Raw genomic sequence first — 24594 nt, 5'->3', positions numbered from 1 at the left:
TTCGCGAGATAGCAGCCCCACTTCCAACCCACGACCTCACGTTGTCGTCTTATGCTGCGAGCGATAAGTCTCTGCGAGTCGCAAGAAGTTTTTAAGCACCACGTGCCCGTCTTGGGTAAGGATCGATTCCGGGTGGAACTGCACACCAAAAGTCGGGTGATAGCGATGTGCGAGGGCCATGATCTCGCCCTCGTCGGAACGCGCTCTCACCGTAAGATTCGGTGCGCATGACTCATCGAGCTCAACAACAAGAGAATGGTAGCGGCCAACGCAAAGTGGCGACGGTAGCTCCCGGAATAGCCCTCGGCCGTCATGCGTTACATACGAGGACCGACCGTGCATAGGGCAACGTGCACGCGCCACCCGTCCGCCGAATACGCTCCCAATACACTGGTGTCCCAGGCAGATGCCGAGAATTGGAACGCGACCCGAAAGTTCACGGACGACGGCCGTAGATACTCCGGCCTCAATTGGAGTGCACGGACCGGGGGAGATGACCACTGCGCACGGCTTGAGGTCAATGAGGTCGCTGACGCTGACCACGTCGTTCCGGAAGACTTCCGTTGCTTCACCAAGCTCCTGGAAATAGCGGGCAATGTTGAAGACGAAGGAGTCGTAGTTGTCGATGATGACAATCAAAGTGCACCGGATGTTTCAGCACGAAATGCGTCAAAGATTCGCTGCGCCTTGGCAAGCGTCTCCTCGTATTCTGCCGCCGGGTCCGACATCGCCGTTATACCGCTGCCTGCATGAAACACCGCCATATCATCGTCGATCGTCACAGTGCGGATCGCGATGTTCGTGTCCATCTGCCCGTTGAAGCCGATGAAACCGATCGCCCCGCAATAGACCTCGCGCGCCACACGCTCGATTTCCGTAATTATCTGCATCGCTCGCACCTTGGGCGCCCCCGTAATGGAGCCACCAGGAAAGCAAGCTCGCAGTAGCGTAACCGCATCTTCGTCTCCCGCGAGTGTACCCGTAACGATGGAGACGAGGTGATGCACTGAGGCATAGGACTCGAGATCGCACAGGGCTGGAACGTCGACTGAATGTGGAGTGCAAACACGTGATAGATCGTTGCGCAGGAGGTCGACGATCATAATGTTCTCGGCACGATCCTTTTCGGACGCAACGAGCACGTTAGCGCGGCGCTGGTCTTCGTTGGAATCAGCCGAACGCGCGATCGTGCCTTTGATCGGTCGTGTTTCGACCTTTGTTCCGTCGAGCTTCAGGAATCGCTCAGGCGAGCTCGATGCGATGATCAGCTTTCCGTACCGCAGGAGGGCCCCAAAGGGTGCCGGGTTCAATGACCGCAGTTGACGATAGAAGGTGAGCGGATCGAATATAGTCGACAGCCTGGCCGTGAAGCGCTGCGCAATGTTGGCTTGGAAGAGGTCTCCGGCCAGAATCAAGTCGATGACGCGCTGTACCGCCGCAATGTATGCTTCTCGGCTGAAGTTTGAATTCCATGCACCCGCTCTGCCGGGGAGCACGATCCGCGGCGACTTTGGGTTGGCAAGCAGGGCTGCGAACTCATCGGCTCGACGACGTGCGCGCTCGCCGCGACGTGCGGGATCCTGCTCCGGCCATCCGGTCGAGACGATCCAGCATCTGTTGTTCCGGTGGTCGTAGCTGACGACCACGTCGTAAAGATGCAGAATGGAATGGGGTAAACGCTGACCGGGAATTGCCGGCGCCGGCAATCGCTCCAGCGTCCTGTTCAAATCGTAAGCGAAGAAGCCAGCCGCGCCTGCCTGAAATGGCGGGAGATCGGGACGATGCTCTTGCGGATAGTTGGCGAGAAGAGTGCGAAGAACTTCCCATGGATCGCCATCGATATCTTCGCCGTTGCAACTCGCCCGTCCACCCGCGACTATGTAGGTGCTGAATGGATCGCAGGTCACATATGAGTAACGCCCGAGCAACTCATGCGTTGCTGCGCTATCGAGAAACGAGAGGTGCGGTCGACGCGCGAGACATTGCACCGCTTTGATAGGCTCAATCCACTGTAGTTCACGGACGTGCATCGCCTATGGGTCACCGCTGACTGGCGTGCTGTGAGACACGCTTCGATTATGATCCCGACCACAATGAGAGCGACGCTGGTCGGAGCGCCGCAAGCTCTCGAGATTGACTGTCAGACTAAGCCCCGTCGGGGGATACGATGCGCGGACTAAGTTGGACTACGCCTGCCGCTGAGACGAAACGCGCATCTGTTGATACGTCATAGTCGGCCGCGAGGCGCAGCTCGCGCAGCGGTCGTGCTCGCCTGATCGATTCCTGGTAGAGGTCATGCGCTTTGTAGGCTGCGAGTTCCGTCTCGTTGTCGAACTCACCATAGACCACGACGTCGATATCGTTGCCGAACTGGTCGGCCTTGCGATTGCGAGCAATCTCGAGCCGCCGGGCATGCGAGATCCTGGTGAGAAGCGAGAGGCCTTCGATCATTTGGTCGATATGGGCCTTATCCTTGGCGGTAAACAAGACGATGTGACGGATCATGGATGGCCATAGGTTAAATCGCGAGCAGATCGCATAGCTATCTTGGAATCGAGCCCGCTGCAACGCTAGTGCCACATGCCGCCTCGCGCAGCAAACAGACAGGGTTTGACACTCTTGCGATGGCCTGCGGCCTGAAGCGGAGCCCGCCAATCTCATTCTGGTCAGGACGCGGGAAGGGCAAGGCGCTCAATCGTTTGAATGTGGCGTGCGAGCAGGTTGCAGGCTTGATCGACGTTGCGCGCTCGCAGTGCCTGCAGAATCAGGCGGTGATCCTGATTGGATCGCGGTCGCCCCCCAGCATTGCGCGCCATCGCGAACACCAATCGCGAATTCGCAAGCTGTAGTCCGTCGAGACTGGCGAGCAGGCGCGGCATCGCGCACGGCGCCACCAGCGCCTGGTGAAAGGCGCGGTTGGCCATCTCAAAATCCTGAATCGTCTGGGCATTGTCTCCTTCAATCAGGGCAAGCTCAATCCGTGCCAAATGGGTCGACGTGAGCTTTGGCGCCGCATTGCGTAACGCGACCACCTCGAGCGCGGCACGCATCTCGGCGATCTCCTTCACCGAATTGGTATCGAGCGGGGCAACCCGAACGCCACGACGGGGCACAACGACGACAAGATGTTGCGCCTCCAATTGCCGAAAAGCCTCGCGTACCGGGACGTGGCTCGAGTTGAACTCCCGCGCGACATGATCCTGCCGCAGCGGGGCATCTGGCTGGATGGCGCCGCTGACGATGCGCTCTCCGATTGACTCGGCAATGCGCCAGGCAACAGTCGTACTCTCGCGGTCGATCATCATAGATTATCTATCAAAAAAGTGAGTGCGTTTGCAGGCGGCGCGGATTAGCATCAAGATCAAGACCAATGATCATAGATAATCGCCAGTATTATCTACTATCAATCATGGATGGGAACGCAAGTCTTAATGATTGCCTCTGGGAGAGTAGAGCGGAACGACAGTAGAGACGGCGCACAGGTTCGCAGTAACTGGGAGCGCGCCGAGGCCCAAGCGCTCTATAGCCTGCCGTTTGCCGACCTGATGTTTCGGGCGCAAAGCGTTCACCGCGACAACTTCGATCCAAACCACGTCGAAACCGCAAGCCTGCTCAGCATCAAGACGGGCGGCTGTCCGGAAGATTGCGGCTACTGCTCACAGAGCGCGCATTACCAGACCGGTCTGAAAGCGACCCGCCTGATGGATTGCGCCGATGTGGTCGCCAGCGCACAGCGCGCCAAAGATGCCGGCGCAAGCCGCTTCTGCATGGCCGCGGCCTGGCGCAGTCCAAAACACCGCGATCTCGATCAGGTCTGCGATATGGTTAGCGCGGTCAAAGGTCTTGGAATGGAAACCTGCGTCACGCTCGGCATGCTGACCCCGAACCAGGCCGTGCAGCTCTTTGAGGCTGGACTAGACTTCTACAATCACAACGTCGACACCTCGCCGGAGTTCTACGGCAAGATCATCAGCACGCGTACTTTGCAGGATCGCATCGACACACTCGCACATGTTCGAGAGGCCGGTGTCAAGGTGTGCAGCGGCGGCATTATCGGCATGGGCGAGCGCGTCGAGGACCGCCTTGGCATGCTCGTGCTGCTCGCCAATCTACCCAGCCATCCGGAGAGCGTTCCAATCAACATGTGGAACGAGGTCGAGGGCGTGCCGGTCAACGACACCGCGGAGCGTCCCAAACCCTTTGCGCTGGTCCGCCTGGTGGCGACCGCTCGGATCATGATGCCGAAGAGCGTCGTCCGGTTGTCCGCTGGACGGCAGTATATGACCGATGAACTGCAGGCGCTGTGCTTTCTTGCCGGCGCGAATTCGATCTTCATCGGCGACACGCTCTTGACCACCAAGAACCCGCGGCGCGATCGCGACGCGAACTTGCTGGACCGGCTCGGCATCGCGTCCAGCCTGGCCTGAATCAATCAAGCATCGCGCGGCCGCGCGCAATCCAGCTTGGGCGAGAAATGCAGATTACGTTGATGAAAGGCAAAATCCATCGCGCCTCGGTCACCGAAGCCGACCTGCACTATGAAGGTTCGATTTCGATTGACCGTGCGCTGCTGAATGCTGCTGGATTCTTGATCAACGAACGCGTTGAACTCTACAACGTCGATACTGGAGCGCGGTTTGCCACCTATGTGATCGAAGCGCCTACAGGATCAGGCATCATAGGTCTGAATGGTGCGGCTGCGCGACTCGCGATGCCAGGAGATAAAGTTATTATCGTTGCATATGCCTCCTTTGACGGAGCCGAAGCAAACAATTTCAAGCCGCACGTTGTGCTGGTCGACCAAGACAATCGCATCTTGCCAGAAGCCAAGGGCCCGAAACTGAAGCCTTGTTCTTCGCCGCCATCAGACCCTTTGTAAGATCGATCGCTACTGTCGAGTGACGAATGAATCCAATCCATGCGACCAAAGTTGCCGATTATGTCGTAGCCTTGCACGCCCTGAAAGAAGACGACCGGCTGCGCGGCCTCAAGCCGCGTGCGGGGATCGATTTCGCGTCGAACGACTATCTCGCGCTGGCGAGCGCACCGCGCATGAAAAAGGCTGTCTTGGACGCGATCGAGGCCGGTACACCGATCGGTGCCGGCGGGTCGCGGCTTTTGCGCGGCAATTGCGATGAGCACGAACGTCTCGAAGCAGACGCTGCAAGTTTCTTTGGGGCGGAGACAGCGCTTTTCTTTGGCGGCGGTTATGTCGCAAATTTCGCTGTCCTGACAACGCTGCCGCAGCGGGGCGATTTGCTCGTCCTCGATTCTCTGGTGCACGCGAGTATTCATGAAGGCGCGCGAGCTGGCCGGGCCGACTTCCGGACAAGCGCGCATAACGATCCGGAGGCGGTCGAAAGCGCGATTCGTGACTGGCGGGCCGGTGGCGGAATGGGCCGCATCTGGATCGTCGTCGAAAGTCTCTACAGCATGGACGGCGACTTTGCGCCTCTCAAGGATATGGTCGCGCTCGCCGACCGGCATGATGCATTCCTGATGGTAGATGAGGCCCACGCAACAGGCGTTTACGGCGAGCAGGGACGAGGGCTCACCGCGCCCTATGAGGGACGCGAAAATCTGCTGGTCGTTCATACCTGCGGCAAGGCGCTGGGCGCGGCCGGCGCGCTCGTCACTGCGTCCGGCGTGCTGCGAGACTTTATGGTCAATCGTTGCCGTCCATTCATCTTCGCGACCGCGCCGTCGCCGCTGATGGCTGTCGCCGTGAGGGAGGCGATTCTAATCCTGCAGCAGGAACCCGAGCGACAGCAGCGTCTCACCAAGCTGGTCACGTTCTCGCATCGGGAGATGAGAGAGCGCGGCTGGAAAAGTCTTTCGGATTCGCAGATCGTACCATGCATCGTAGGCGACAATGCCCGCACGATGCGGCTCGCCTCTGCATTGCAGGCTCGCGGGTTCGATATTCGCGGAATCCGGCCGCCAACCGTGCCGGCGGGCACGGCCCGGTTGCGAATTTCACTGACGCTTAACGTGAAGGAGGACGACGTGCGTGCAATGCTCGATGCCTTGATCGAGGAGACGAAAGGCGAGCTTCAATGAGTGCCAAAATCGTCGTAACGGGCACAGGTACCGGAATTGGAAAGACGGTGTTTTCCGCGGGGCTCGCGAATCTCCTCGGAGCGGACTATTGGAAGCCGATTCAAGCTGGCCTCGAGGGAGAAACCGATACCGAGGTCGTCTCTTGTCTTGGCGGCCTCTCGGCCGACCGCATCCTGCCGGAACGCTACCGCCTTCGGACCCCCGCTTCTCCCCATCATTCTGCCGAACTTGACGGAGTTCGCATCAAGGCGGATTTGCTCGATGTGCCCGATACCGGGGAGCGGCCATTGGTGATCGAGGGCGCGGGCGGGCTGATGGTGCCGCTGAGCGGCGACACACTCTACATTGATGTCTTCGAGCAATGGCGGCTTCCAGTGGTGCTTTGCGCAAGCACAGCGCTGGGCACCATCAATCACTCGCTGCTGTCGATAGAGGCTCTCCGAAAACGTGATATCCGCATTCTTGGGATGGCCTTCATTGGCGAAAGAAATGCTGAGACTCAGGTTGCGATTCGCGAGATGGGGCGGGTGCGCTGGCTAGGGCGATTGCCATGGCTTTCTCCCCTCACGGCAGACACGCTGCAGGCCGCATTCCAAGCCTCATTCCGTGCTGATGATTTCAATCCGTGATGCCGAAGACAAAGTCGCCGATCTGGCATCCGTTCACGCAACACGCGCTTCAAGGCGAAATGACAAAGGTTGTGCGTGCTGATGGTGCTTATCTGCACACCGCAGATGGACGCCGTATTATCGATGCAATCTCATCCTGGTGGGTCGTAACGCATGGTCATTGCCATCCCCACATTGTAAGCGCCATTCAGGAACAAGCCGGTAAGCTCAATCAGATCATCTTTGCCGGCTATACCCACGATCCGGCTGAAGAGCTTGCTGCGCAACTGTTGAAAGTCGCACCCCGTGGTCTCGACTATGTCTTCTTCTCCGACAGCGGCTCTACCAGTGTCGAAGTCGCCTTGAAGATGGCACTCGGGTATTGGCATAATATCGGTCAGCAGCGAAGACGCATTGTCGTAATGCAACACTCCTACCACGGCGATACGGTTGGGGCGATGTCCGTTGGTGCCAGAGGCGTGTTTAACGCGGCGTACGGTCCGCTGCTGTTCGATGTTACCTCGATCCCGTTCCCTGCGAGAGGTCGTGAGCAGGCGACACTCGTTGCGCTCGAGTCCGCGTGTCGAAACGAAATGCCAGCCGCCTTTCTTGTGGAGCCTCTGATATTGGGGGCGGGCGGGATGCTGATGTACCCAGCCTGGGTGCTAACAGTGATGAAGCGGATCTGTGAGGCGTCGGACGTGCTGTTCATTGCCGACGAGGTCATGACCGGCTGGGGCCGCACCGGATCGCTATTTGCTTGCGAGCAGGCCAATGTCACGCCCGATATCGCTTGCTATTCGAAAGGTCTCACGGGAGGGGCGCTCCCACTCGCGGTTACGCTCTGCCGTGCGGACATTTTCGACGCGCATTATTCGAAAGATCGTATGCGTACGTTCTATCATTCGAGTTCATATACGGCGAATCCGGTAGCCTGTGCCGCTGCAAACGCGAACCTGGATCTTTGGTGGCATCGGGACTTTCGCGAGCGCGCCGCTTCGCTCGCCGCCATGCAAGAGCTGGCAATTGAGCCATTCCGCGCCGACGCGCGCTTTGAAAACGTTCGTCGTTCCGGGACCATCACAGCGCTTGATTTGAAAACGGGCGATGGCGGCTATCTGGCGGACATCGGTCCGAAGCTTCAGGCTTTCTTTAACGACCGGAATCTGCTGCTGCGCCCGCTCGGCAATACCATCTACGTCATGCCTCCCTATTGCGTCACCGCGGCAGATCTCGACGAAATCTACGCTGGCATCAGCGATGCAGCCGATGCGCTGGCTTGAAGGCGCGCTTTTCGAGTTCGGACTCGCGCTCCTCCTCCGTAGCGATTCTCATCATCTCAGAAAGAAGGCCGAAAGACGGTCTCCGGTACAAAGCACGCTTGCGTTAATGAAGTCCGTGACTTCCCGGGAATTGACCAATGAAGCTTGGGAGTGACGGACCATGTCGGTGGCGCAAGCCGGCTTGATGGCTCGCAGTTCCTGATGTCAGTCCGCATCAGATTTTTGATCTTGCTGCCGCCGCGGGGCTTCCGGCACGATCACGAAGCAGGACCAGTGCTGACCGCAGGTCTCCAACAGCAGAGGCGTTGAAATCCACCGAAGAAGCCGGAGATCCAACAGCATTTGGGCGCGATCACGGGACTTATTGGATTGATCGATTGTCTGAAGTGCTCCAATGTAATGCTGAAACGACGCAAATGTGAAGCCGAGACAACACTCTCATTTGATCGAGACTGTTCGTTGCGTACAATGTCTGGGGAACAAAGGCGCAAGATCTGGCAAAGTCAGCGTGCCACAGCCAGAACATGGGGCAACGCCGCTGGGAGATATGATGTTGGACCGCGACGGTGACTTGATCTTTCAGCTTCTGCTTTACCTTAGTCTAGTGCTTATTGTTGCGTCTCTGATGGGCTTAAGCGCGGCGGGGATTGCAGCATGGTCGAGCGAATGACCGTCAGCAAGTATCAGTTCGCGGGCGAGCTGCGGCAGTTGATCGAGACGCACATCGGCCCGTCGAGCACGTTCGAAGACTACGTCCTCATAATCGGGGAGCTGGAAGGGGCGAAGAACAGGCTGGAGCTGGAGTCCGAGAAGTTCTCGGACGAGGAGGTTGACGCCTGCGAACTATAGCGAGCGCTTTGCACTGCACAGATCCGGTAGGCGGAGGCGGTCACGCACGATATGTCGATTGAGCAATTTGCGCCAGCCGCTCATCCTTCGCCGTGAGATGCTGCGCATTCTGAGCTCGGTGGACTGACCGCGAGCAATCATAATCGGGTGGAGTAGCGGCGCTGCGCCGGCAGCGCGCCTCAGAACCGACCTATCACGCGGCTGAATGCCGGAATCGAGTAGATATCCAAAGTGGATAGACGCCGGGGGGCTACAATGGCTAAGGACAGGCTAACTGCGTTTGAGATCGATGACACTCAAACAGTCGATCAAAATATTTCTGCATTCACGAGCGAACTCAAGACAGTCGATGATGCTATCGCAAGAGTTTTGTCTGCGTCGCTCTCCAAGATCAGCCTAGAAATCCCATTCGATCAAGGCGAACTGCTTGACGCATTGTACGCGGCGACCGCGCCCGTCGAGCCCGAACAACCTTTCTCCAGCCAAGGCGCCGCACAATGAGCGGTTGGTATCTTCAAAGGGTCTCCATCGAAGGGTTTCGCGGCATCAACAACGAGGGCGCACCGCTCGTACTCAAACTCAAACCGGATTGCGTCAACTCGATTTCCGCGCCCAACGGGGTCGGAAAGACATCAATCTTCGACGCCATCGTTTATGCGATTACCGGTCGAATTCCGAAGTTGGAGGATCTACCGGCAGCCGAAAAGGGACCATCCTACTATCTTAACCGCTTCCATAGTGGTGGCGTCGGGACCGTCGCTCTGACCTTGGAGCCGGCCGCCGGTGGCGCGGAGGTCACCATAACCGTCCAGCGCGATGCCGCAGGCGCCCGGACTGTCTCGGCGAGCAACGGCGCAGATGGAGACGCCATTCTCGCTGATATCAATCGCGAGTTCGTCCTCCTTGACGGAAAGACCTTTCAGGACTTCATCGACTTTTCACCGCAGAAGCGCGGTCGATCGTTTGCCGGACTGCTCGGTCTGAAGCGTTACTCCGCCTTGCGACAGGGTCTTGCGTCGCTTGCGAACACGAAGGCCTTCAACAACCACTTCGGCGTGGCCGCCAAGGAGGCCACTCAAAACAGCGCGACCGTTACCGCACAGCGCGCCCGGGCCAACATCAAGGAGGCCTACACGGCGCTGGTCGCAGACGAGTATGATCCGGCGGAAGCCGAAAGGACGATGCTCGCGAAGGCTCATTCCGCCCTTCATGGCGTCGAGCTGCTTAGGCCGATTTGCGAGGGTCGCACGTTCGAGGAGATCGACCCGTCGGCTTGCGTCGATGCCGCAAAGACCGCCGAGGGTGGTGAGGCAAGAGAACAGCTCGCGAAAATCCTCCGCGATCAAACGAGTTGGATTGACGCGGCGAAAACCGCGCCAAGCGAAGAGGATGCCGGGCGTTTGATCGAGCTAGCGGACGCCCGCGACACTGCGCTGCAGGTCACCCAAGGGGATCTGTTCCATCAGCTCTACGGCCTCAGCGAAACCATCCTTGCCGATGACTCCTGGGCGGATAAGTGCGTCTGCCCGGCGTGCGACCGATTGGACACCAATTCGGTTCTCAATCATGTTCGTCGTAAACTCGCCGACTTCGAGGCGGTTGAGGCGGCTTCGGCTAATCTGGTTCAAGAGTGGACCGAAAGGGGCTGGAATCAACTCGAAGACCTGGAGCGGTTGGGTCGCCGACCTGAAGAGGTGGCCCACCTTGCCGAGGCAAAGGACATCGGCGTCAAGGGAACCCTCGACGGCACGCGTGCACGTGCCGTTACTGAATGGCTGAAGACGCTGACCGATCGTGCCGACGCGAAGGTCGCAGAGCTCACGGATAGCAAGCTGGCTCTGGAGAAGAGCTTGCCCGACAAACTCACGGCCGTTGTCGAAAAGGCTGAAGCCGCACGTCGTCTTCAGACGAATCTGTCGGACTTGCGCGCCGCCATGAAGGTGTATTCCGCCGTCGGCGCGGAGCTTGCGCGTATCGCCCGGGTAAAGACCTTTCTCGACGCCGCGAGCTCATCGTTCGCCAGCTCTGAATCCGCTACAAGCGCGCGTCGGCTCATCGCCATAGAACCGGTCACGCGGACCATCTTCGCGGCGATCATGTTCACCGATGTCGTGCCAGCACTGAAGAAGCGTGTCGGTAGCGAGGATCTCTCTATCTCCCTCGCACAATTCTGGACCCTGCCAGACATTTCAGCTCAAGCCGTTCTCTCTGAGAGCTATCGCAACGCATTTGCGATCAGCGTCTACTTGGCGGCGGCGTCGCTCTACGGGGTGGGGGCCAAGTTTCTCATTCTCGATGATGTAACATCGAGCCTCGATTCCGGGCACCAGTTTCATTTGATGAACGTGATCAAAGGACAATTTGCCCGCCCCGGCGTCCCCAGCGGTCCACAGGTAGTTCTGCTGAGCCATGACACCGTTCTCGAAAAGCTGTTCAACACTAACGCGAATGAGGGAGAGTGGTGGCATCAATGCATCCAGGGCACCGCGCGGACGGCCGTCCTGCCGCAGTCGGGTGCGATCCACAAAGTCCGCGATGCAACCCACGCCTTTCTCGACACCGGTAATACGGACGATGCTGCTCCGCGGATCAGGCAGTATCTGGAGTTCAAACTCGAGGAAGTCATCTCAAAGGTCGGCGTACCCGTACCGATTGCCATTGCTTTTAACGACGACAAACATATGGCAAAGAACTTGATCGACGCCATCAAGGCAGCTGTCGATCTCCACGATGCTGCTCGCCGCCTGGTGTTGGAGCCTGCCCAGATCACCGGTCTCGGCACCGCTGTAGCGACCATCGTGAGCAACTACCTGTCCCACTGGTCCACTGGTCAGACCCACGCCTTCACTGCCCCTTCCTTGAAAGGGGTGATGCAGGCGATTGAGAGTTTCGCAAGCTGCTTTCAGTTCGAGCACCCAGCCGGCTCGGGTCAGTACCGCTACTATCGCTCGCTTAGCCAAAAGTTTTGAACATCGGTGGTGAGGTCCTCTTGCCGGCACCGATGAGCCCGGCCTGATTAGCGGTCAACGCCATCGAAAATAGATCGCCTCGCAGGAGCCGCAGGTGCAACCGGCTTCGGTTCTTGTTCGCGCGGAACTGGAGACATGTAGTTCCACTCAGCCTGATGGTCAGGTTTGTCCTCGGCCTCCTTGCGGAGTTTCACTATCCCGAGCGGCCTGCGAACCTGCCAGCGCTGAAGCCACTCGCGAACTGGCCACAATTCAAGCCGCGAGATTTGCGGTAGCTAGAAGGTCATTGGAATGCGTCGAACCTCTGTCGCATTGATTATCGCCATTCTGTCGAGCGTAGCGTTGGCCGACGATTTTGTCGGCCACGCCAGTGTTATCGACGGCGACACATTGGAAGTACATGGAGTGCGCATCCGGCTCTGGGGCATCGATGCACCGGAGAGCGGCCAGCTGTGCCGTGGCGACGACAGCTTACAATATCGGTGTGGTGCTCAGGCGGCGAACGACCTTGACGCCTTCATTGGCCGCAGTGCCGTCAATTGTGTTCCAGTCAGCCTCGACCCGTATGGCCGCACCGTCGCGACCTGCTCGGTCGCAGGCAAGGATCTCGGTGGTTGGCTTGTACGCAACGGTCTTGCGCTGGATTGGCCCCAATACTCGAAGGGCAGGTATCACGAAGCTCAGCGCGAGGCTGAGCGCGCGGGCCGAGGACTTTGGAAGGGCAGCTACGTCGAGCCGTGGCTCTATCGTGCATGCATCCGCGCAAGTGGAAAGCCGTCCGCCTGTTCGGACGATGCAAATGCCCATCCTTGATGCGATCCTCGCAAGGCGCCAATCCACAACGTGCGTTGGCCGATCACCGCACTTGGGCAGGTGGCTCTGGGGCCGTTTAGGCGGCTCACGCTACCCATCATTCCCAATCACCTCACTGCAAATGGGAATGAAATGGTTGCAGCGACAGGTGAATTGCCGGCCTCTGGTTACGCGCTTGAAGTGGACGGCCGGCTCAACGCCGAATTTGCAACCACAGACGGCGCCAGGGCAGGTGGAAGAACTAAAGAAGCGTTTTCCCATGCTTCAGATCAGGATCTATGAGGCGCAAACCAATGCCGCGAGGAAATCTAGGTCCTCCGACTTAAGCCCTGGTGGAATTCTTCCGCTTGTGCGCGTGCGGCTTCCGCCGCATCGGGCTCTCGTTGAACCGAGCCGCGTTGCGTCTCGGCCGTCCGGCTTCGATCCCTCGCGCAAGAGCCGCGGAGCTCCTCGCCGGGGGCACTCGGGAAAGGGGCTCCCCTGCGGCGATCGCTATCACTGCCCCGTTCCCGGGTGCCACTATTGAACCGGTCTCGTCGCTGCACTCGGACCCGCGTGCCCCTTCGGGTCGCTATGCTCACGCTCTCCGGGTGCCATTTCCCGTCGAGGCGATGCGCTCTTGGCGCACGCCCGGTCGGGCCTGCGGCCCCAGGCATCTCAGTATCTAGTTCTGAAAACTTGGGACGGAAGGCGGACCGGGTCGCAAATGTCGCATTCTGAATGAGAGGCTGAGAGTAAGAGTGTCGCGCGGTTTTGCCGTGACGGGTTACAGGCTGCGAGAGAGGCTCGCGGCGCCCGTCGCGGAGATCCGCGATGTCCAGACATCATTATCGGGCGCGCACCGGTGAGGACCGGACGAGCCTTTATGACGACATCACCAACAAGATCATCGCCGAACTTGAGGCCGGCCGTGTGCCGTGGGTGCAGCCTTGGGGCACCGCGGCGGCGACGGCGCCTTTGGCCATGCCGAAAAGCGCCGCGACCGGCCGCCAATACAGCGGCGTTAACATACTAATTCTCTGGGGGGCTGCCACTGAACACGCATTCACAGGTCAGAGCTGGCTCACATTCCGCCAGGCGCTATCGCTCGGTGGTCACGTTCGCAAGGGCGAGCGCGGCACGACCGTCGTCTATGCCGACCGCTTTGTGCCGGTCGACGAACAGCGCCGCGCGAGCGAGAACGGTGAGGAAGCGCAGACCATTCCGTTCCTCAAGCGCTTCACACTTTTCAACATCGATCAATGCGAGGGCTTGCCTCCGGACATCGCAACAACAGCGCCGCCTCCGCCGCCAGACCTGATCGAGCCGAAGGTCGAAAAGCTCATCAAGGCGACTGGCATCGACTTCCGCATCGGCGGCAACCGCGCCTTTTATGCGCCGACAGAAGATTATGTGCAGGTGCCGCCACCGCAAGCCTATTTCGAGCCGATCAACTGGCATCGAACGGCCTTGCATGAGCTGGCGCATGCCAGCGGCCATCCGTCACGTCTCAACCGCGACTTGTCGGGCAGCTTTGGTACCAGGAAGTATGCCTTTGAGGAGTTGGTCGCGGAAATTGCCTCTGCGTTCGGTTGCGCGTCCCTCGGTATCGTACCGACGGTGCGGCACGCCGATTATATCGGCTCGTGGCTCGATGTGTTGCGCGAGGACAATCGTGCAATTGTGCGGGCCGCTTCACAGGCCAGCAAGGTCGCGGACTATCTCCTTGGATTCTTGCCAGCACCCGCTGCCGACATGAAGGCGGAAAAAGCGGACCAGGAAGCGGCGTGAGGCTCCGCCCGGTCACCGCGGGCACGAGAGTGAGAGGGCGGGTCGTTTTCCGCGACGGGTTGGAGGTCGAGAGAGAGGCTCTCGGCCGCCCGTCGTGGAGAATCGGCATGACGAAGGCTGTCCAAAAGATCACGTGTCGCCCTCGCGTAATATTCCGTTCAACAAGCTGGTGCTGAGCCAGTCCAACGTCCGGCATGTGACGGCGGGCATTTCCATCGAGCAACTCGCCGAAAGTATCGCGCAGCGTACGCTCCTGCAGAGTCTCAACGTGCGGGCGGTCGTGGACACTGAAGGCAATGAGACCGGCATGTTCGAGGTGCCGGCTGGTGGCCGGCGCTATCGCGCGCTGGAACTTCTCGTAAGGCAGAAGCGCATGGCGAAGACGCAGGCGGTTCCCTGTGTCGTGCGCGAGGGCGGCATTGCTGAAGACGACTCGCTTGCAGAAAATGACGAGCGGGTAGGGCTTCATCCGCTCGATCAGTTCCGAGCCTTCCAGACCTTGAGTGCCGCCGGCATGTCCGAGGAGGATATCGCGGCTCGGCACTTCGTGACGCCGGCTGTCGTTAAGCAACGACTCCGGCTGGCGTCCGTGTCGGCAAAGCTCCACGACGTCTATGCCAAAGGCGGCATGACCCTCGAGCAACTCATGGCCTTCTCTGTTACAGCCGAGCACGCCAGGCAGGAGCAGGTCTGGGAGAACGTCAGCCGATCCGGATATGATGAGCCCTATCAGATCCGGCGGATGCTCACGGAAAATACCGCGCCCGCGACCGATCGCCGCGTTCAGTTCATTGGGCTGGATGCTTACGAGCAGGCTGGTGGCGGCGTTTTGCGGGATCTGTTCGAGCGCGATGATGGTGGCTGGCTCCAGGACACTGCCTTGCTCGACCGTCTCGTGACAGAAAAACTCAAAGCCGAAGCCGAGTCGATTGCAGCCGAAGGCTGGAAGTGGATTTCGCTCGCGGCCGAATTCCACTACGGCCACACGGATGGCCTGCGTGAGCTGGAGGGCAAACCTGTCGATCTCTCCCCGGAGGAGCAGGCCACCATCGACGCCCTCAACGCGGAGCAGGCCAAGCTTGAATCCGATTATCAGGATGCCGACGAGTTGCCAGATGGGGTCGATGAGCGTCTCGGCGAAATCGAGGCGGCACTGGTCGCGTTCGAAGACCGGCCAATGATTTACGATCCGGCCGAGATCGTCCGCGCTGGCGTCTTCGTCTGCATCGATTCCGAAGGCCGCCTCTCGGTGGATCGGGGTTACGTCCGGCCGGAGGACGACATGTCGGCAGACGATCCTGATATCGGGCAGCCGACACACAGTCAAACGAGGGGAAGGCGGCTGGTACTTCCGTCCAGCACACGGCCATCGCCATCGCGGGTGGCGCTCCTGAGGTGGAAGAAGATGATGAGGACGCCACGAAACGTCTGCCGGATCGGCTGATCACCGAGCTGACGGCGCATCGCACGTTGGCGTTGCGGGATGCGCTAGCAGAAAATCCTGCGATAGCGTTTCAGGCGGTGCTGCACAACTTCGTGCTGACGGCCTTTTACCGCTTCGCATCGTCCGGCGGCTGCCTTGAGATCGGCCTTCGCACGCCGACCTTTCCGGCTCAAGCGCCTGGCTTGAGGGAAAGCGCGTCCGCGACGGCCGTTGAGGCGCGGCATGAGTCCTGGAAAGCACGATTGCCGAACAGCGAGAACGATCTTTGGGATGCGCTCGCAGCTCTCGATTGCGGCGCACAGGCGTCCCTGTTCGCTCACTGTGCGTCATTTGCGGTCAACGCCGTCTTTGAGCCGGCCAACCGCTACAATCAGGGCCGCGTCTCCGCCCACGGCGTCCGCACCCGGCTCGACCAGGCGGATGTGCTCGCGCGCGCCGTCCGCCTCGACATGGTCCGAGCGGGCTGGAAGCCCGCCGTCGACAACTATCTCGGCCGGGTCACCAAACCTCGCATCCTGGAGGCGGTGCGGGAAGCAAGAGGCGAATCGTCCGCGCAATTGATCGACCACCTGAAGAAGGCCGACATGGCCAAGGAGGCTGAGCGCCTTCTCGATGGTTCGGGCTGGTTGCCGGAACCGCTGCGCGTCGTCGAGTCCGGCGTATCCTCACTGGAGCAGGAGAGTGAAGCGGGCCCGCTGCCTGAATTCCTCGGAGAGGACGAGGATCGGGAGAACGCGAACGAGGATGAGGATCCGCAACAACTCGACGCCGCTGAGTGAGATCATGGAGTTGGACGGCTCTGGCCGTCCGTAGATGCTTGGGGACCGGTGTGCAGCGCCGGTCCCCATTTTTCTGGGCGAGCGCTGAGAGGGAGAGCCGGGCCGGGAAGGGTTTTGAGCCGTCGGGGTCAAAGGAGAGCGCCCGATGGTTCGATCCTTTCCTGCTCTCCGAAAGAAACCCTCCCATGACCGAATCTCTCGCCGGCGGCGCTGCCGCCGCGCCGCTCTCGGTGCGCGCCGCTGCACGTCTCACCTCCGCCGCCGTCAGGGCCGCGCGACAGCTCGTGATTGATCTCGAGCGCGGCCGTCGCATCGATGCCGCTGTCCTGCGTAGCGCCATGGGAGCTGCCTTCGGCGCTTCCGACGCCACTGGCGTCTGGAACTGGAAAACCGCCTATGATGTCTGCGAGGCGGCAACTGTTCTGTTCCTTCGCAAGTTTGGTCCCGCAATTCGTGTCAAGGCTGGCTCAACGGCCGCGATGCTGCCGATGCTCGCGAGAATCGCGCGCTGTCTGCCGACCCACACGCGGCGCTCCGAGGACAGCCAAGCCCTTCAACAATTCTCAACGCCGATCCCGCTTGGGCTTGCCGCATGCACGGCGGCCGGCATCACGCCGTCCGACCGAGTTTTGGAGCCTTCCGCGGGGACCGGCCTGTTGGCCATCTTTGCCGAGCTCGCCGGCGGCGCCTTGGTATTGAACGAGCTGGCCGAGGCCCGCGCCGCATTGCTCGATCAACTGTTCGCCAAGATTAAGGTGACGCGGTTCGACGCCGCCCAGATCGATGATCATCTCGATGCGGGTGTCGCACCGAGCGTCGTCTTGATGAACCCGCCGTTCTCGGCACTAGCAAACGTCGATCGACGGATGGCGGACGCGGCGCTCCGGCATATCACCTCAGCCTTGGCGCGTCTTTGCGACGGCGGTCGTCTGGTCGCCGTTACCGGCGCGAGCCTTACGCCGGACAATCCCGCATGGCGAGATGCCTTCGTTCGCCTCCAGGAACGCGCGCGGGTAGTATTTTCTGCCGCAATCGACGGCGCGGTCTATGCGAAACACGGAACGCAGACCGACATGCGACTACTTGTGATCGACAAGCAGCCTGCCGCAGACCCGAAAGTCCTTCCCGCCTCGCTGGGCATGGCGGGCGATGTCGCCACATTGCTCGGCTGGGTGAGCCAGCATGTGCCTCCAAGGCTGCCGGTCGCCACCCCCGTCGTGGTCGACGTCATCAGGCGCCCCGGGACGCCGCGGCCGGTCGGCGCCTTTGCACCGCGACCATGGTCGACTTCGGGAAATGTCGCGACCGAGGGCGTCGAGCTCACTTACGAGACTGTCGAGTGGACGCCTCCGGAAGGCGCTCGACTGACCGACGCGCTTTATGATGAATACGCGCTGCATGCGATCCGTATTCCGGACGCGCATGCGCATCCGAACAAGCTCGTGCAGTCCGCCGCGATGGCCTCGGTCGCGCCGCCGAAGCCGTCTTACCGGCCCCACCTGCCGGCCAATGTCGTGGCGGATGGCATCCTCTCCGACGCCCAGCTTGAGAGCGTCATCTATGCCGGCGAGGCGCATTCCGAGTTTCTTGCGGGCTTCTGGACCGTGGATGGGGCCTTTGATGTTGTCGCGGCCGCACGCGACGATGCAGAAAACGCCGTCCGCTTTCGCCGCGGCTGGTTCTTGGGCGACGGCACCGGGGCGGGCAAGGGACGGCAGGTCGCCGGTATCCTGCTCGACAACTGGCTCAAGGGTCGCCGCCGCGCGGTCTGGATCAGTAAATCCGACAAGCTGATCGAAGACGCGCAGCGCGACTGGTCCGCGCTCGGCATGGAGCGGTTGCTCGTGACGCCACTGTCAAGGTTTCGCCAGGGCGCACCGATCCGGCTCGCGGAAGGCGTCCTTTTCACCACCTACGCTACGCTGCGCACCGATGAGCGTGGCGAGAAGCTATCGCGCGTGCGGCAGATCGTTGAATGGTTGGGCTCCGACTTCGACGGAGTGATTGTCTTCGACGAGAGCCACGCGATGCAGAACGCGGCAGGCCAGAAGGGCGAGCGCGGCGACCTCAAGGCGATTGCTTGCAATCGTCCCGGGGCGGCTTCCCAGCAAGGGCGCGCGGGCCTGAGGCTCCAGCACGCGTTGCCGAATGCCCGCGTCGTCTATGTTTCGGCGACCGGTGCCACCACGGTCCACAATCTCGCCTACGCCCAGCGGCTGGGCTTATGGGGCGGCGACGATTTCCCGTTCGCCACCCGGGCGGAGTTCGTCGAGGCCATCGAGGAGGGTGGTGTCGCGGCGATGGAGGTACTCGCGCGCGATCTCAAGGCGCTCGGTCTCTACGCGGCGAGGTCTTTATCTTACGGGGGCGTCGCGTACGAGCTCATCGAGCACCAGCTCACGCCCGAGCAGGTTCGCATCTACGACGCCTACGCCGGAGCGTTCAGCGTCATCCATAACAATCTCGATGCCGCGATGCGGGCCGCGAACATCACCGGCGAGACCGGCACGCTGAACGGCCAGGCCAAATCGGCCGCGCGATCTGCGTTCGAGAGCGCCAAGCAGCGTTTTTTTGGTCACCTGCTGACCTCGATGAAGACGCCGTCGCTGATCCGCTCGATCGAACGCGATCTTGACGCCGGCCACGCCGCCGTCATCCAGATCGTTTCGACCGGCGAGGCGCTGATGGAGCGCCGCCTCGCTGAGATTCCGACCGAGGAGTGGGGCGACGTCCAGGTCGACATAACTCCGCGCGAGTATGTCCTCGACTATCTCGCCCATTCGTTTCCGGTACAGCTCTACGAGCCTTTCACCGACCAGGAGGGCAATCTCTGCTCCCGGCCCGTCTATCGCGACGGCCAACCGGTCGAGAGCCGGGATGCCGTCGCTCGCCGCGACCGCCTCATCGAGAAGCTCGCGTCGCTGCCTCCGGTCCCGGGCGCGTTGGACCAGGTGATCCAGCGCTTCGGCACCGACATGGTCGCGGAGGTCACAGGCCGCTCGCGCCGCATCGTTCGCAAGGGCGACCGGCTGGTGGTCGAAAACCGGGCCGGTTCGGCCAACCTCGCCGAGACCTCGGCCTTCATGGACGACGTCAAGCGGATTCTCGTTTTCTCCGACGCGGGCGGCACGGGAAGGAGCTACCATGCCGAGCTGTCGGCGCGGAATCTCCGCCTGCGGGTCCACTATTTGCTCGAGCCCGGCTGGAAGGCGGACGCCGCGATCCAGGGGCTCGGCCGCACCAACCGGACCAACCGGGCGCAGCCGCCACTGTTTCGTCCTATCGCGACCGACGTCAAGGCCGAAAAGCGCTTTCTCAGCACCATCGCGCGCCGGCTTGATACGTTGGGTGCCATCACGCGTGGCCAACGCCAGACCGGAGGGCAGGGCCTGTTCCGGCCCGAGGACAATCTCGAAAGCCGGTACGGCCGCGACGCGTTGCGCCAGCTCTACACGCTGCTGGCGCGGGGCAAGGTCGACGGCTGCTCGCTCGAGCGGTTTGAGGATGCGACCGGCCTGAAGCTCACGGATGCTAATGGGCTCAGGGATGACCTGCCTCCGATCACGACTTTCCTGAACAGGTTGCTGGCCCTCACGATCGATCTTCAGAACGTTCTGTTCACCGTCTTCGAGCAGCTCTTGACCGCCCGGATCGAGGGCGCTGTCGCCTCGGGCAGCTATGACGTCGGACTGGAAACGCTCAGCGCCGAGAGCTTTGCCGTCACCGACCGGCGGACCATCTATGTCCATCCGGGCACTGGCGCCGAGACCCGGCTTCTCACCATCACCCAGCGCCAGCGCAATCATCCTGTGAGCCTGGATGACGCTCTCGCTCATGTTTCCGATCCTCGAGCCATCCTGTTAATCAATGAGCGCTCGGGACGAGCAGCGGTGCAGGTCGCGGCTCCGAGCTTCATGCTTGATGACGGCGAGATCGAGCGGCGCGTCCGCCTGATCCGGCCCGTGGAACAGCATAGCGTCCCCTTAAGAATGATGGCGGAAAGCCATTGGGTCGAAGTGGACCGCGGACGCTTCGCCGCGGCCTGGCTGGCGGAGCTTACCGAGATCCCAGCGTTCACGGGAAGCACGATCCACATCGTGACCGGGTTGCTGCTGCCGATCTGGAAGCGGCTGCCGAACGAGTCGACGCGCGTCTATCGGCTGCAGAGCGACGCGGGCGAGCGGATCGTCGGCCGCAAGGTCTCGGTTACCTGGGTCACGAATGTCCTTGCGGCTGACGCGCCGGCGCTCGCGCCAGACGCCGCTTTCGCCGCGCTGATGGAGGGGCGGACCGTCCTCGAACTTGCGGAGGGTCTCCAGCTTCGCCGTGTCCGGGTGATGGGCGCACACCGCCTCGAACTGGCGGGCTTCAACGACACCATGCGCGATCGCTTGCGGGCTTACGGCCTCTTTGGAGAAATCATCTCCTGGAAGCTGCGCATGTTCGTGCCCACGGACGGGAACGGTGTCGAGATTTTGTCCAAGGTACTCGACCGTTATCCGGTCGAGCGTGCCAGTGAGCGGGAGGCCGCCTGATGCGTCGCGAGCCTTGCGAATTGGCACGCCGCCTCGCGCGCGAGGCCGAGGCGGTGTGCCGCCACTATCTCTCCAACGGCAAGCGGCAGGGCCGGTACTGGCTGGTCGGGGATGTCCACAACACCCCTGGCCGCTCGTTGTTTGTGCGGCTCAAGGATTTGCCGAAAGGCCCTGCCGGAAAATGGACCGACGCCGCAACCGGCGAGCATGGCGATCTTCTCGACGTCATTCGTGAAACATGCGGCTTGCGCGATTTCCGGGAGGTCGCAGAGGAGGCGAGGCGCTTTCTGAGGCTGGCTCGTAGTGAACCGGAGGTCGCCCCGAAACCCGCTCGTCCGTTAGCACCGGCTGGATCGCAAGAGGCGGCGAGACGGCTCTTCATGATATCCCAACCGATCGAGGGGACGCTGGTGGAAACATATTTGCAGCGTCGCGGAATCGCCCACGTGCACCATGGTGGCAGTCTGCGCTTCCATCCGCGCTGCTATTATCGGCCCGACGAACACCTGCCAGCCGAGACCTGGCCGGCGATGATCGCCTGCGTCACGGATCTCGAATGCAGGATCACTGGCGTGCATCGCACCTGGCTCGACCCGGACGGCTTTGATCGCATTCGGCTGGGCAAAGCTCCGATCGATACCCCACGACGCGCGATGGGCGATCTCCTCGGCAATGCGGTTCGCTTCGGCATGGTGGACGACGTGCTCGCTGCCGGCGAGGGAATCGAAACCATGCTTTCGCTTCGTTACGTGCTGCCGAGCATGCCCATGGCGGCTGCGCTCTCGGCCAATCACCTCTCAGCCATGGTGCTTCCCAATGGGCTGCGCCGGCTCTACATCTCCCGCGATCTCGATGCTGCCGGCGATGTGGTGCAGGCGACTCTCAGCCAGCGCGCAGCGGACGCCGGCATTGAAGCAATCGCGCTGTCGCCCCGGCTGGGCGACTTCAACGAAGATCTCCATGTCTTCGGCCTCGATGCCGTCCGAGCAGCGTTGCGGCTCCAGCTCGTGCCAGAGGACGTCGTTCGCTTCCTGCATTCCTCGACGGTGCCCGCGGAATAGCTCCCGGTCTTCAATCGACGTTGATGGGCCAGTCATAGGCGAGGCCAATACCGGAAGAGGACGCGACCTTGCGCCTTCTAGAGGACGATCGGACGGCAAGCGGGTGCGGGCCGGCAATGGCTGCGTCCGGCTATTTTCCGCCGCGCGCCTGCGATGTGAAGACACATCGTACGTTTGGCTAGCGCGCTTTGCATCGCGAAGCAAAATAGCCGGCCTCCGCCATCCTCCGCTGCCGCTTCGGCCCTTTCGGGTTCTGGCACGCTCCGCCCGCCGTCAGAGGATCGCCACGAAGGCCGCGATGGTCGCGGCCGATCCGGCAAGGACCTCTTCCCGTGACCAACCATGAAGACATCGAACCGCCGCACAACTCTTCTCCGACCGACCACGTCATCACCGAACTACAGCTCTTCGGCCATCGTCCATTCGACGACCAGCCCGATCCAAGACCGCTCCCCGAGGGCAAGATGATTGGCGGCGCCGTCGCGGATATATTCGACGCCTTGGTCGCAACCCTGAGCGACACGCGGCTTGAGCCGGATCTTGACGATCTGCTCTGGTCGACAGTCAACCTGTTCCATCGTGCCGTCGACCGCATCGAGCGGCAGCTCGATAATAACGAACAGGCGCAGCAGAAGAGCCAACGCGAGCAGAACGGCTCCGAAGTGCGATCGGTCGAGCTTGAGCGCCTGACAGCCGAAGGCATCACGCTGATCGAGCGCCGCAACTGCCTGGAGCTCTTTCGCGACCAGTCCATCGAACGATTTGAGGTCAACACCGGCGCATCCTGGCGGCCGCGATCGGGATCATTGGTCAACCACCGCACGCTCACCGCGGCAATGATCGACTCCCGCGACTTCATTGCCGCCAAACGACGCGCCGAGACCGAGGTCTTGTTGCCACCAGGACCGAAAATCGCACTCACCGGCGGGCTCGACTTCAATGACCACAACCTCATCTGGGATCGCCTCGACAAGGTTCATGCCAAGCACCCGGACATGGTCCTCCTGCATGGCGGCTCTCCCAAGGGCGCCGAACTGATCGCCTCCAAATGGGCGACGAGCCGCAAGGTGCCACAGATCGCGTTCAAGCCCGACTGGACCAGGCACGCCAAGGCGGCGCCGTTCAAGCGCAACGATGCGATGCTCGAACTCCTGCCGATCGGCGTCATGCATTTCCCGGGCACGGGAATTCAGGACAATCTCGCTGACAAGGCGAAGCGGCTCGGTATTCCCGTTTGGAAGTTCGGCGGCGCATGAGCGCCGTCTACTCGCCTCCAAGCCGACCAAGATGGAGTTGCGCGCCGCAACTTCGCCTCGTTTCGATTTTACGTGCAAAGCCGCGCCGCGGTGGTGGTGGAGGCGCGACCAATACGTCTGTGCATTGGAGCCACCGCCATGCTCGCCCTTGGGCTTGCCCTCAATACGCTTGGCATCGGTTTGTTCTGCTGGCTAATGTTCGCGCTGGCGGTCTATGCCTTGCCGTTTTTCGTCGCAGTTACCGTCGGAATGTCGGCATTTCGTGATGGCGCGGGCGTCTTTGGCGCACTGCTTATCGGAATTGTTTCTGGCGCGCTGACGCTTGCCGCTGGTCAGCTCACTCTCGCCGTTAGTCAGTCCTTGACCTTGCGCGTCGCGATCGCAACCGTCTTCGCGGTCCCCGCGGCAATCGCCGGCTATCATGTGGTGTTTGCCCTGTCGCAGATCGAGGTCGCCTCGCTGGTTTGGCGCGAGGCCTTTGCTTGCGTAGGTGCGCTTTGCATCGGCGGCACGGCATGGGCGCGTTTGACCTTTTTCGCGAGGACCCGCCCATCGGACTCGGCCGGGGTGGTGGAGAATACACCTCGACCAGTTCTTACCGCCGCCAAGCACGAGCAATGAGGCGTCGTTGCCATCAGGTCCAGCAAGCTCGCACAGAGAGACCAGGTTGAACGAGAGAGCGTCGAGCTTGAGCGAGAGGTAACCGCGCTTCTCCTCGAAGCCTTTAAGCAAGCCCCACCAATCTCTGTCTGGCCCGCATAGCTGCGGTGAGGCGCGCCGTGCTCGATCATTTCTGCGGGGACGATACCGCCCTTTGCGGCAGATTGTTTCTCCTTCTGCGCGGATCCGTACCGACCTCTTGCTCACCACACCGAGATTCGCCAAATCTTCTCCTTAAGATTGCGGTTCAGCACGCGGACGCACGTGGCCTCTTTGATGGCTCGATCTGGCCCAAGAGCGGCTGCGCCTCGATCGTCTGAGCCGCAACGCCGTTGGAGCGACTTTCTTCCCCTGGGCTGGCGCCCATTCCTCGCGAGACAAGAAAGTCGCTCCAACGGCGTCCTCCGCTGCGCTCCGGCCCGCCAGCGGGTGCGTCGCCGATCGTCTTCGGCCTTTAGATCGCCATCGAGGCCGCGGTGGTCGCGGGCTCGAAACACAACAGGAGAA

The 24594-nt window shown here is 61.1% G+C and carries 18 protein-coding genes and 1 pseudogene; 15 read left to right on the top strand and 4 right to left on the bottom strand.

The genetic code is table 11. The annotated features are described in order from the left end of the window. Nucleotides 1-36: 36 nt before the first annotated feature. The 4 genes from ABIB00_RS19795 to ABIB00_RS19780 all read right to left on the bottom strand — a co-directional run bounded on the left by ABIB00_RS19795 (nucleotide 37) and on the right by ABIB00_RS19780 (nucleotide 3305). Nucleotides 37-639, bottom strand: coding sequence for an anthranilate synthase component II (locus ABIB00_RS19795; RefSeq protein ID WP_354105525.1), 603 nt, complete (start codon nucleotides 637-639; stop codon nucleotides 37-39). Beyond that, nucleotides 636-2030 carry an aminodeoxychorismate synthase component I gene (gene pabB / locus ABIB00_RS19790; protein ID WP_354105524.1) on the bottom strand — a complete coding sequence of 465 codons (1395 nt, stop codon included), beginning with the start codon at nucleotides 2028-2030 and terminating at the stop codon, nucleotides 636-638. The genes ABIB00_RS19795 and pabB overlap by 4 nt, the downstream gene beginning before the upstream one ends. A gap of 115 nt (nucleotides 2031-2145) precedes the next feature. Then, nucleotides 2146-2505 (bottom strand): Dabb family protein, encoded by a 360-nt coding sequence (locus tag ABIB00_RS19785; protein ID WP_247351102.1) that lies wholly within the window; start codon nucleotides 2503-2505, stop codon nucleotides 2146-2148. 161 nt (nucleotides 2506-2666) lie between these two features. Beyond that, nucleotides 2667-3305, bottom strand: a complete 639-nt coding sequence (locus ABIB00_RS19780) for a GntR family transcriptional regulator (RefSeq protein WP_354105523.1) — start codon at nucleotides 3303-3305, stop codon at nucleotides 2667-2669. Nucleotides 3306-3431: 126 nt separating this feature from the next. Between ABIB00_RS19780 and bioB the strand changes: the two genes are divergently transcribed. From bioB to ABIB00_RS19705, 15 genes and pseudogenes are all read left to right on the top strand, one after another. Further along, on the top strand, nucleotides 3432-4427 hold the full coding sequence (gene bioB / locus ABIB00_RS19775; RefSeq protein ID WP_354105641.1) for a biotin synthase BioB: 996 nt from the start codon (nucleotides 3432-3434) through the stop codon (nucleotides 4425-4427). A gap of 47 nt (nucleotides 4428-4474) precedes the next feature. Then, complete coding sequence (gene panD, locus ABIB00_RS19770) at nucleotides 4475-4879, top strand: aspartate 1-decarboxylase (RefSeq protein ID WP_354105522.1); 405 nt, start codon at nucleotides 4475-4477, stop codon at nucleotides 4877-4879. 26 nt (nucleotides 4880-4905) lie between these two features. After that, on the top strand, nucleotides 4906-6060 hold the full coding sequence (locus ABIB00_RS19765; protein WP_354105521.1) for an 8-amino-7-oxononanoate synthase: 1155 nt from the start codon (nucleotides 4906-4908) through the stop codon (nucleotides 6058-6060). Continuing rightward, nucleotides 6057-6689: a dethiobiotin synthase gene (bioD, locus tag ABIB00_RS19760; RefSeq protein WP_354105520.1), complete on the top strand. Its 633-nt coding sequence runs from the start codon at nucleotides 6057-6059 to the stop codon at nucleotides 6687-6689. The genes ABIB00_RS19765 and bioD overlap by 4 nt, the downstream gene beginning before the upstream one ends. Then, complete coding sequence (locus ABIB00_RS19755; RefSeq protein WP_354105519.1) at nucleotides 6689-7951, top strand: adenosylmethionine--8-amino-7-oxononanoate transaminase; 1263 nt, start codon at nucleotides 6689-6691, stop codon at nucleotides 7949-7951. The genes bioD and ABIB00_RS19755 overlap by 1 nt, the downstream gene beginning before the upstream one ends. A gap of 654 nt (nucleotides 7952-8605) precedes the next feature. Next, on the top strand, nucleotides 8606-8800 hold the full coding sequence (locus ABIB00_RS19750; RefSeq protein WP_247282183.1) for a hypothetical protein: 195 nt from the start codon (nucleotides 8606-8608) through the stop codon (nucleotides 8798-8800). 255 nt (nucleotides 8801-9055) lie between these two features. Next, on the top strand, nucleotides 9056-9301 hold the full coding sequence (locus tag ABIB00_RS19745) for a hypothetical protein (protein ID WP_354105518.1): 246 nt from the start codon (nucleotides 9056-9058) through the stop codon (nucleotides 9299-9301). Further along, on the top strand, nucleotides 9298-11769 hold the full coding sequence (locus tag ABIB00_RS19740) for an ATP-binding protein (protein ID WP_354105517.1): 2472 nt from the start codon (nucleotides 9298-9300) through the stop codon (nucleotides 11767-11769). The genes ABIB00_RS19745 and ABIB00_RS19740 overlap by 4 nt, the downstream gene beginning before the upstream one ends. Before the next feature lie 291 nt (nucleotides 11770-12060). After that, entirely contained in the window at nucleotides 12061-12582 is a 522-nt protein-coding gene (locus ABIB00_RS19735) for a thermonuclease family protein (RefSeq protein ID WP_354105516.1), read from the top strand. Nucleotides 12583-13395: 813 nt separating this feature from the next. Then, nucleotides 13396-14352: an ArdC family protein gene (locus ABIB00_RS19730; RefSeq protein ID WP_247282179.1), complete on the top strand. Its 957-nt coding sequence runs from the start codon at nucleotides 13396-13398 to the stop codon at nucleotides 14350-14352. A gap of 107 nt (nucleotides 14353-14459) precedes the next feature. Then, nucleotides 14460-16575: pseudogene (locus ABIB00_RS19725) on the top strand (ParB/RepB/Spo0J family partition protein). A gap of 185 nt (nucleotides 16576-16760) precedes the next feature. Next, nucleotides 16761-21110, top strand: coding sequence for a strawberry notch-like NTP hydrolase domain-containing protein (locus ABIB00_RS19720; protein ID WP_354105515.1), 4350 nt, complete (start codon nucleotides 16761-16763; stop codon nucleotides 21108-21110). Next, on the top strand, nucleotides 21110-22171 hold the full coding sequence (locus ABIB00_RS19715; protein ID WP_354105514.1) for a DUF7146 domain-containing protein: 1062 nt from the start codon (nucleotides 21110-21112) through the stop codon (nucleotides 22169-22171). The genes ABIB00_RS19720 and ABIB00_RS19715 overlap by 1 nt, the downstream gene beginning before the upstream one ends. A gap of 332 nt (nucleotides 22172-22503) precedes the next feature. After that, entirely contained in the window at nucleotides 22504-23427 is a 924-nt protein-coding gene (locus tag ABIB00_RS19710; protein ID WP_354105513.1) for a DUF2493 domain-containing protein, read from the top strand. Between the two features lie 138 nt (nucleotides 23428-23565). Beyond that, nucleotides 23566-24048, top strand: coding sequence for a hypothetical protein (locus tag ABIB00_RS19705; RefSeq protein WP_354105512.1), 483 nt, complete (start codon nucleotides 23566-23568; stop codon nucleotides 24046-24048). Nucleotides 24049-24594: the final 546 nt, after the last annotated feature.

The organism is Bradyrhizobium sp. LB14.3, assembly GCF_040547985.1.
Lineage (GTDB): Bacteria > Pseudomonadota > Alphaproteobacteria > Rhizobiales > Xanthobacteraceae > Bradyrhizobium.
Note: the sequence above shows the minus strand (reverse complement) of the source record. Positions and strands in the feature narration are given on the sequence as shown.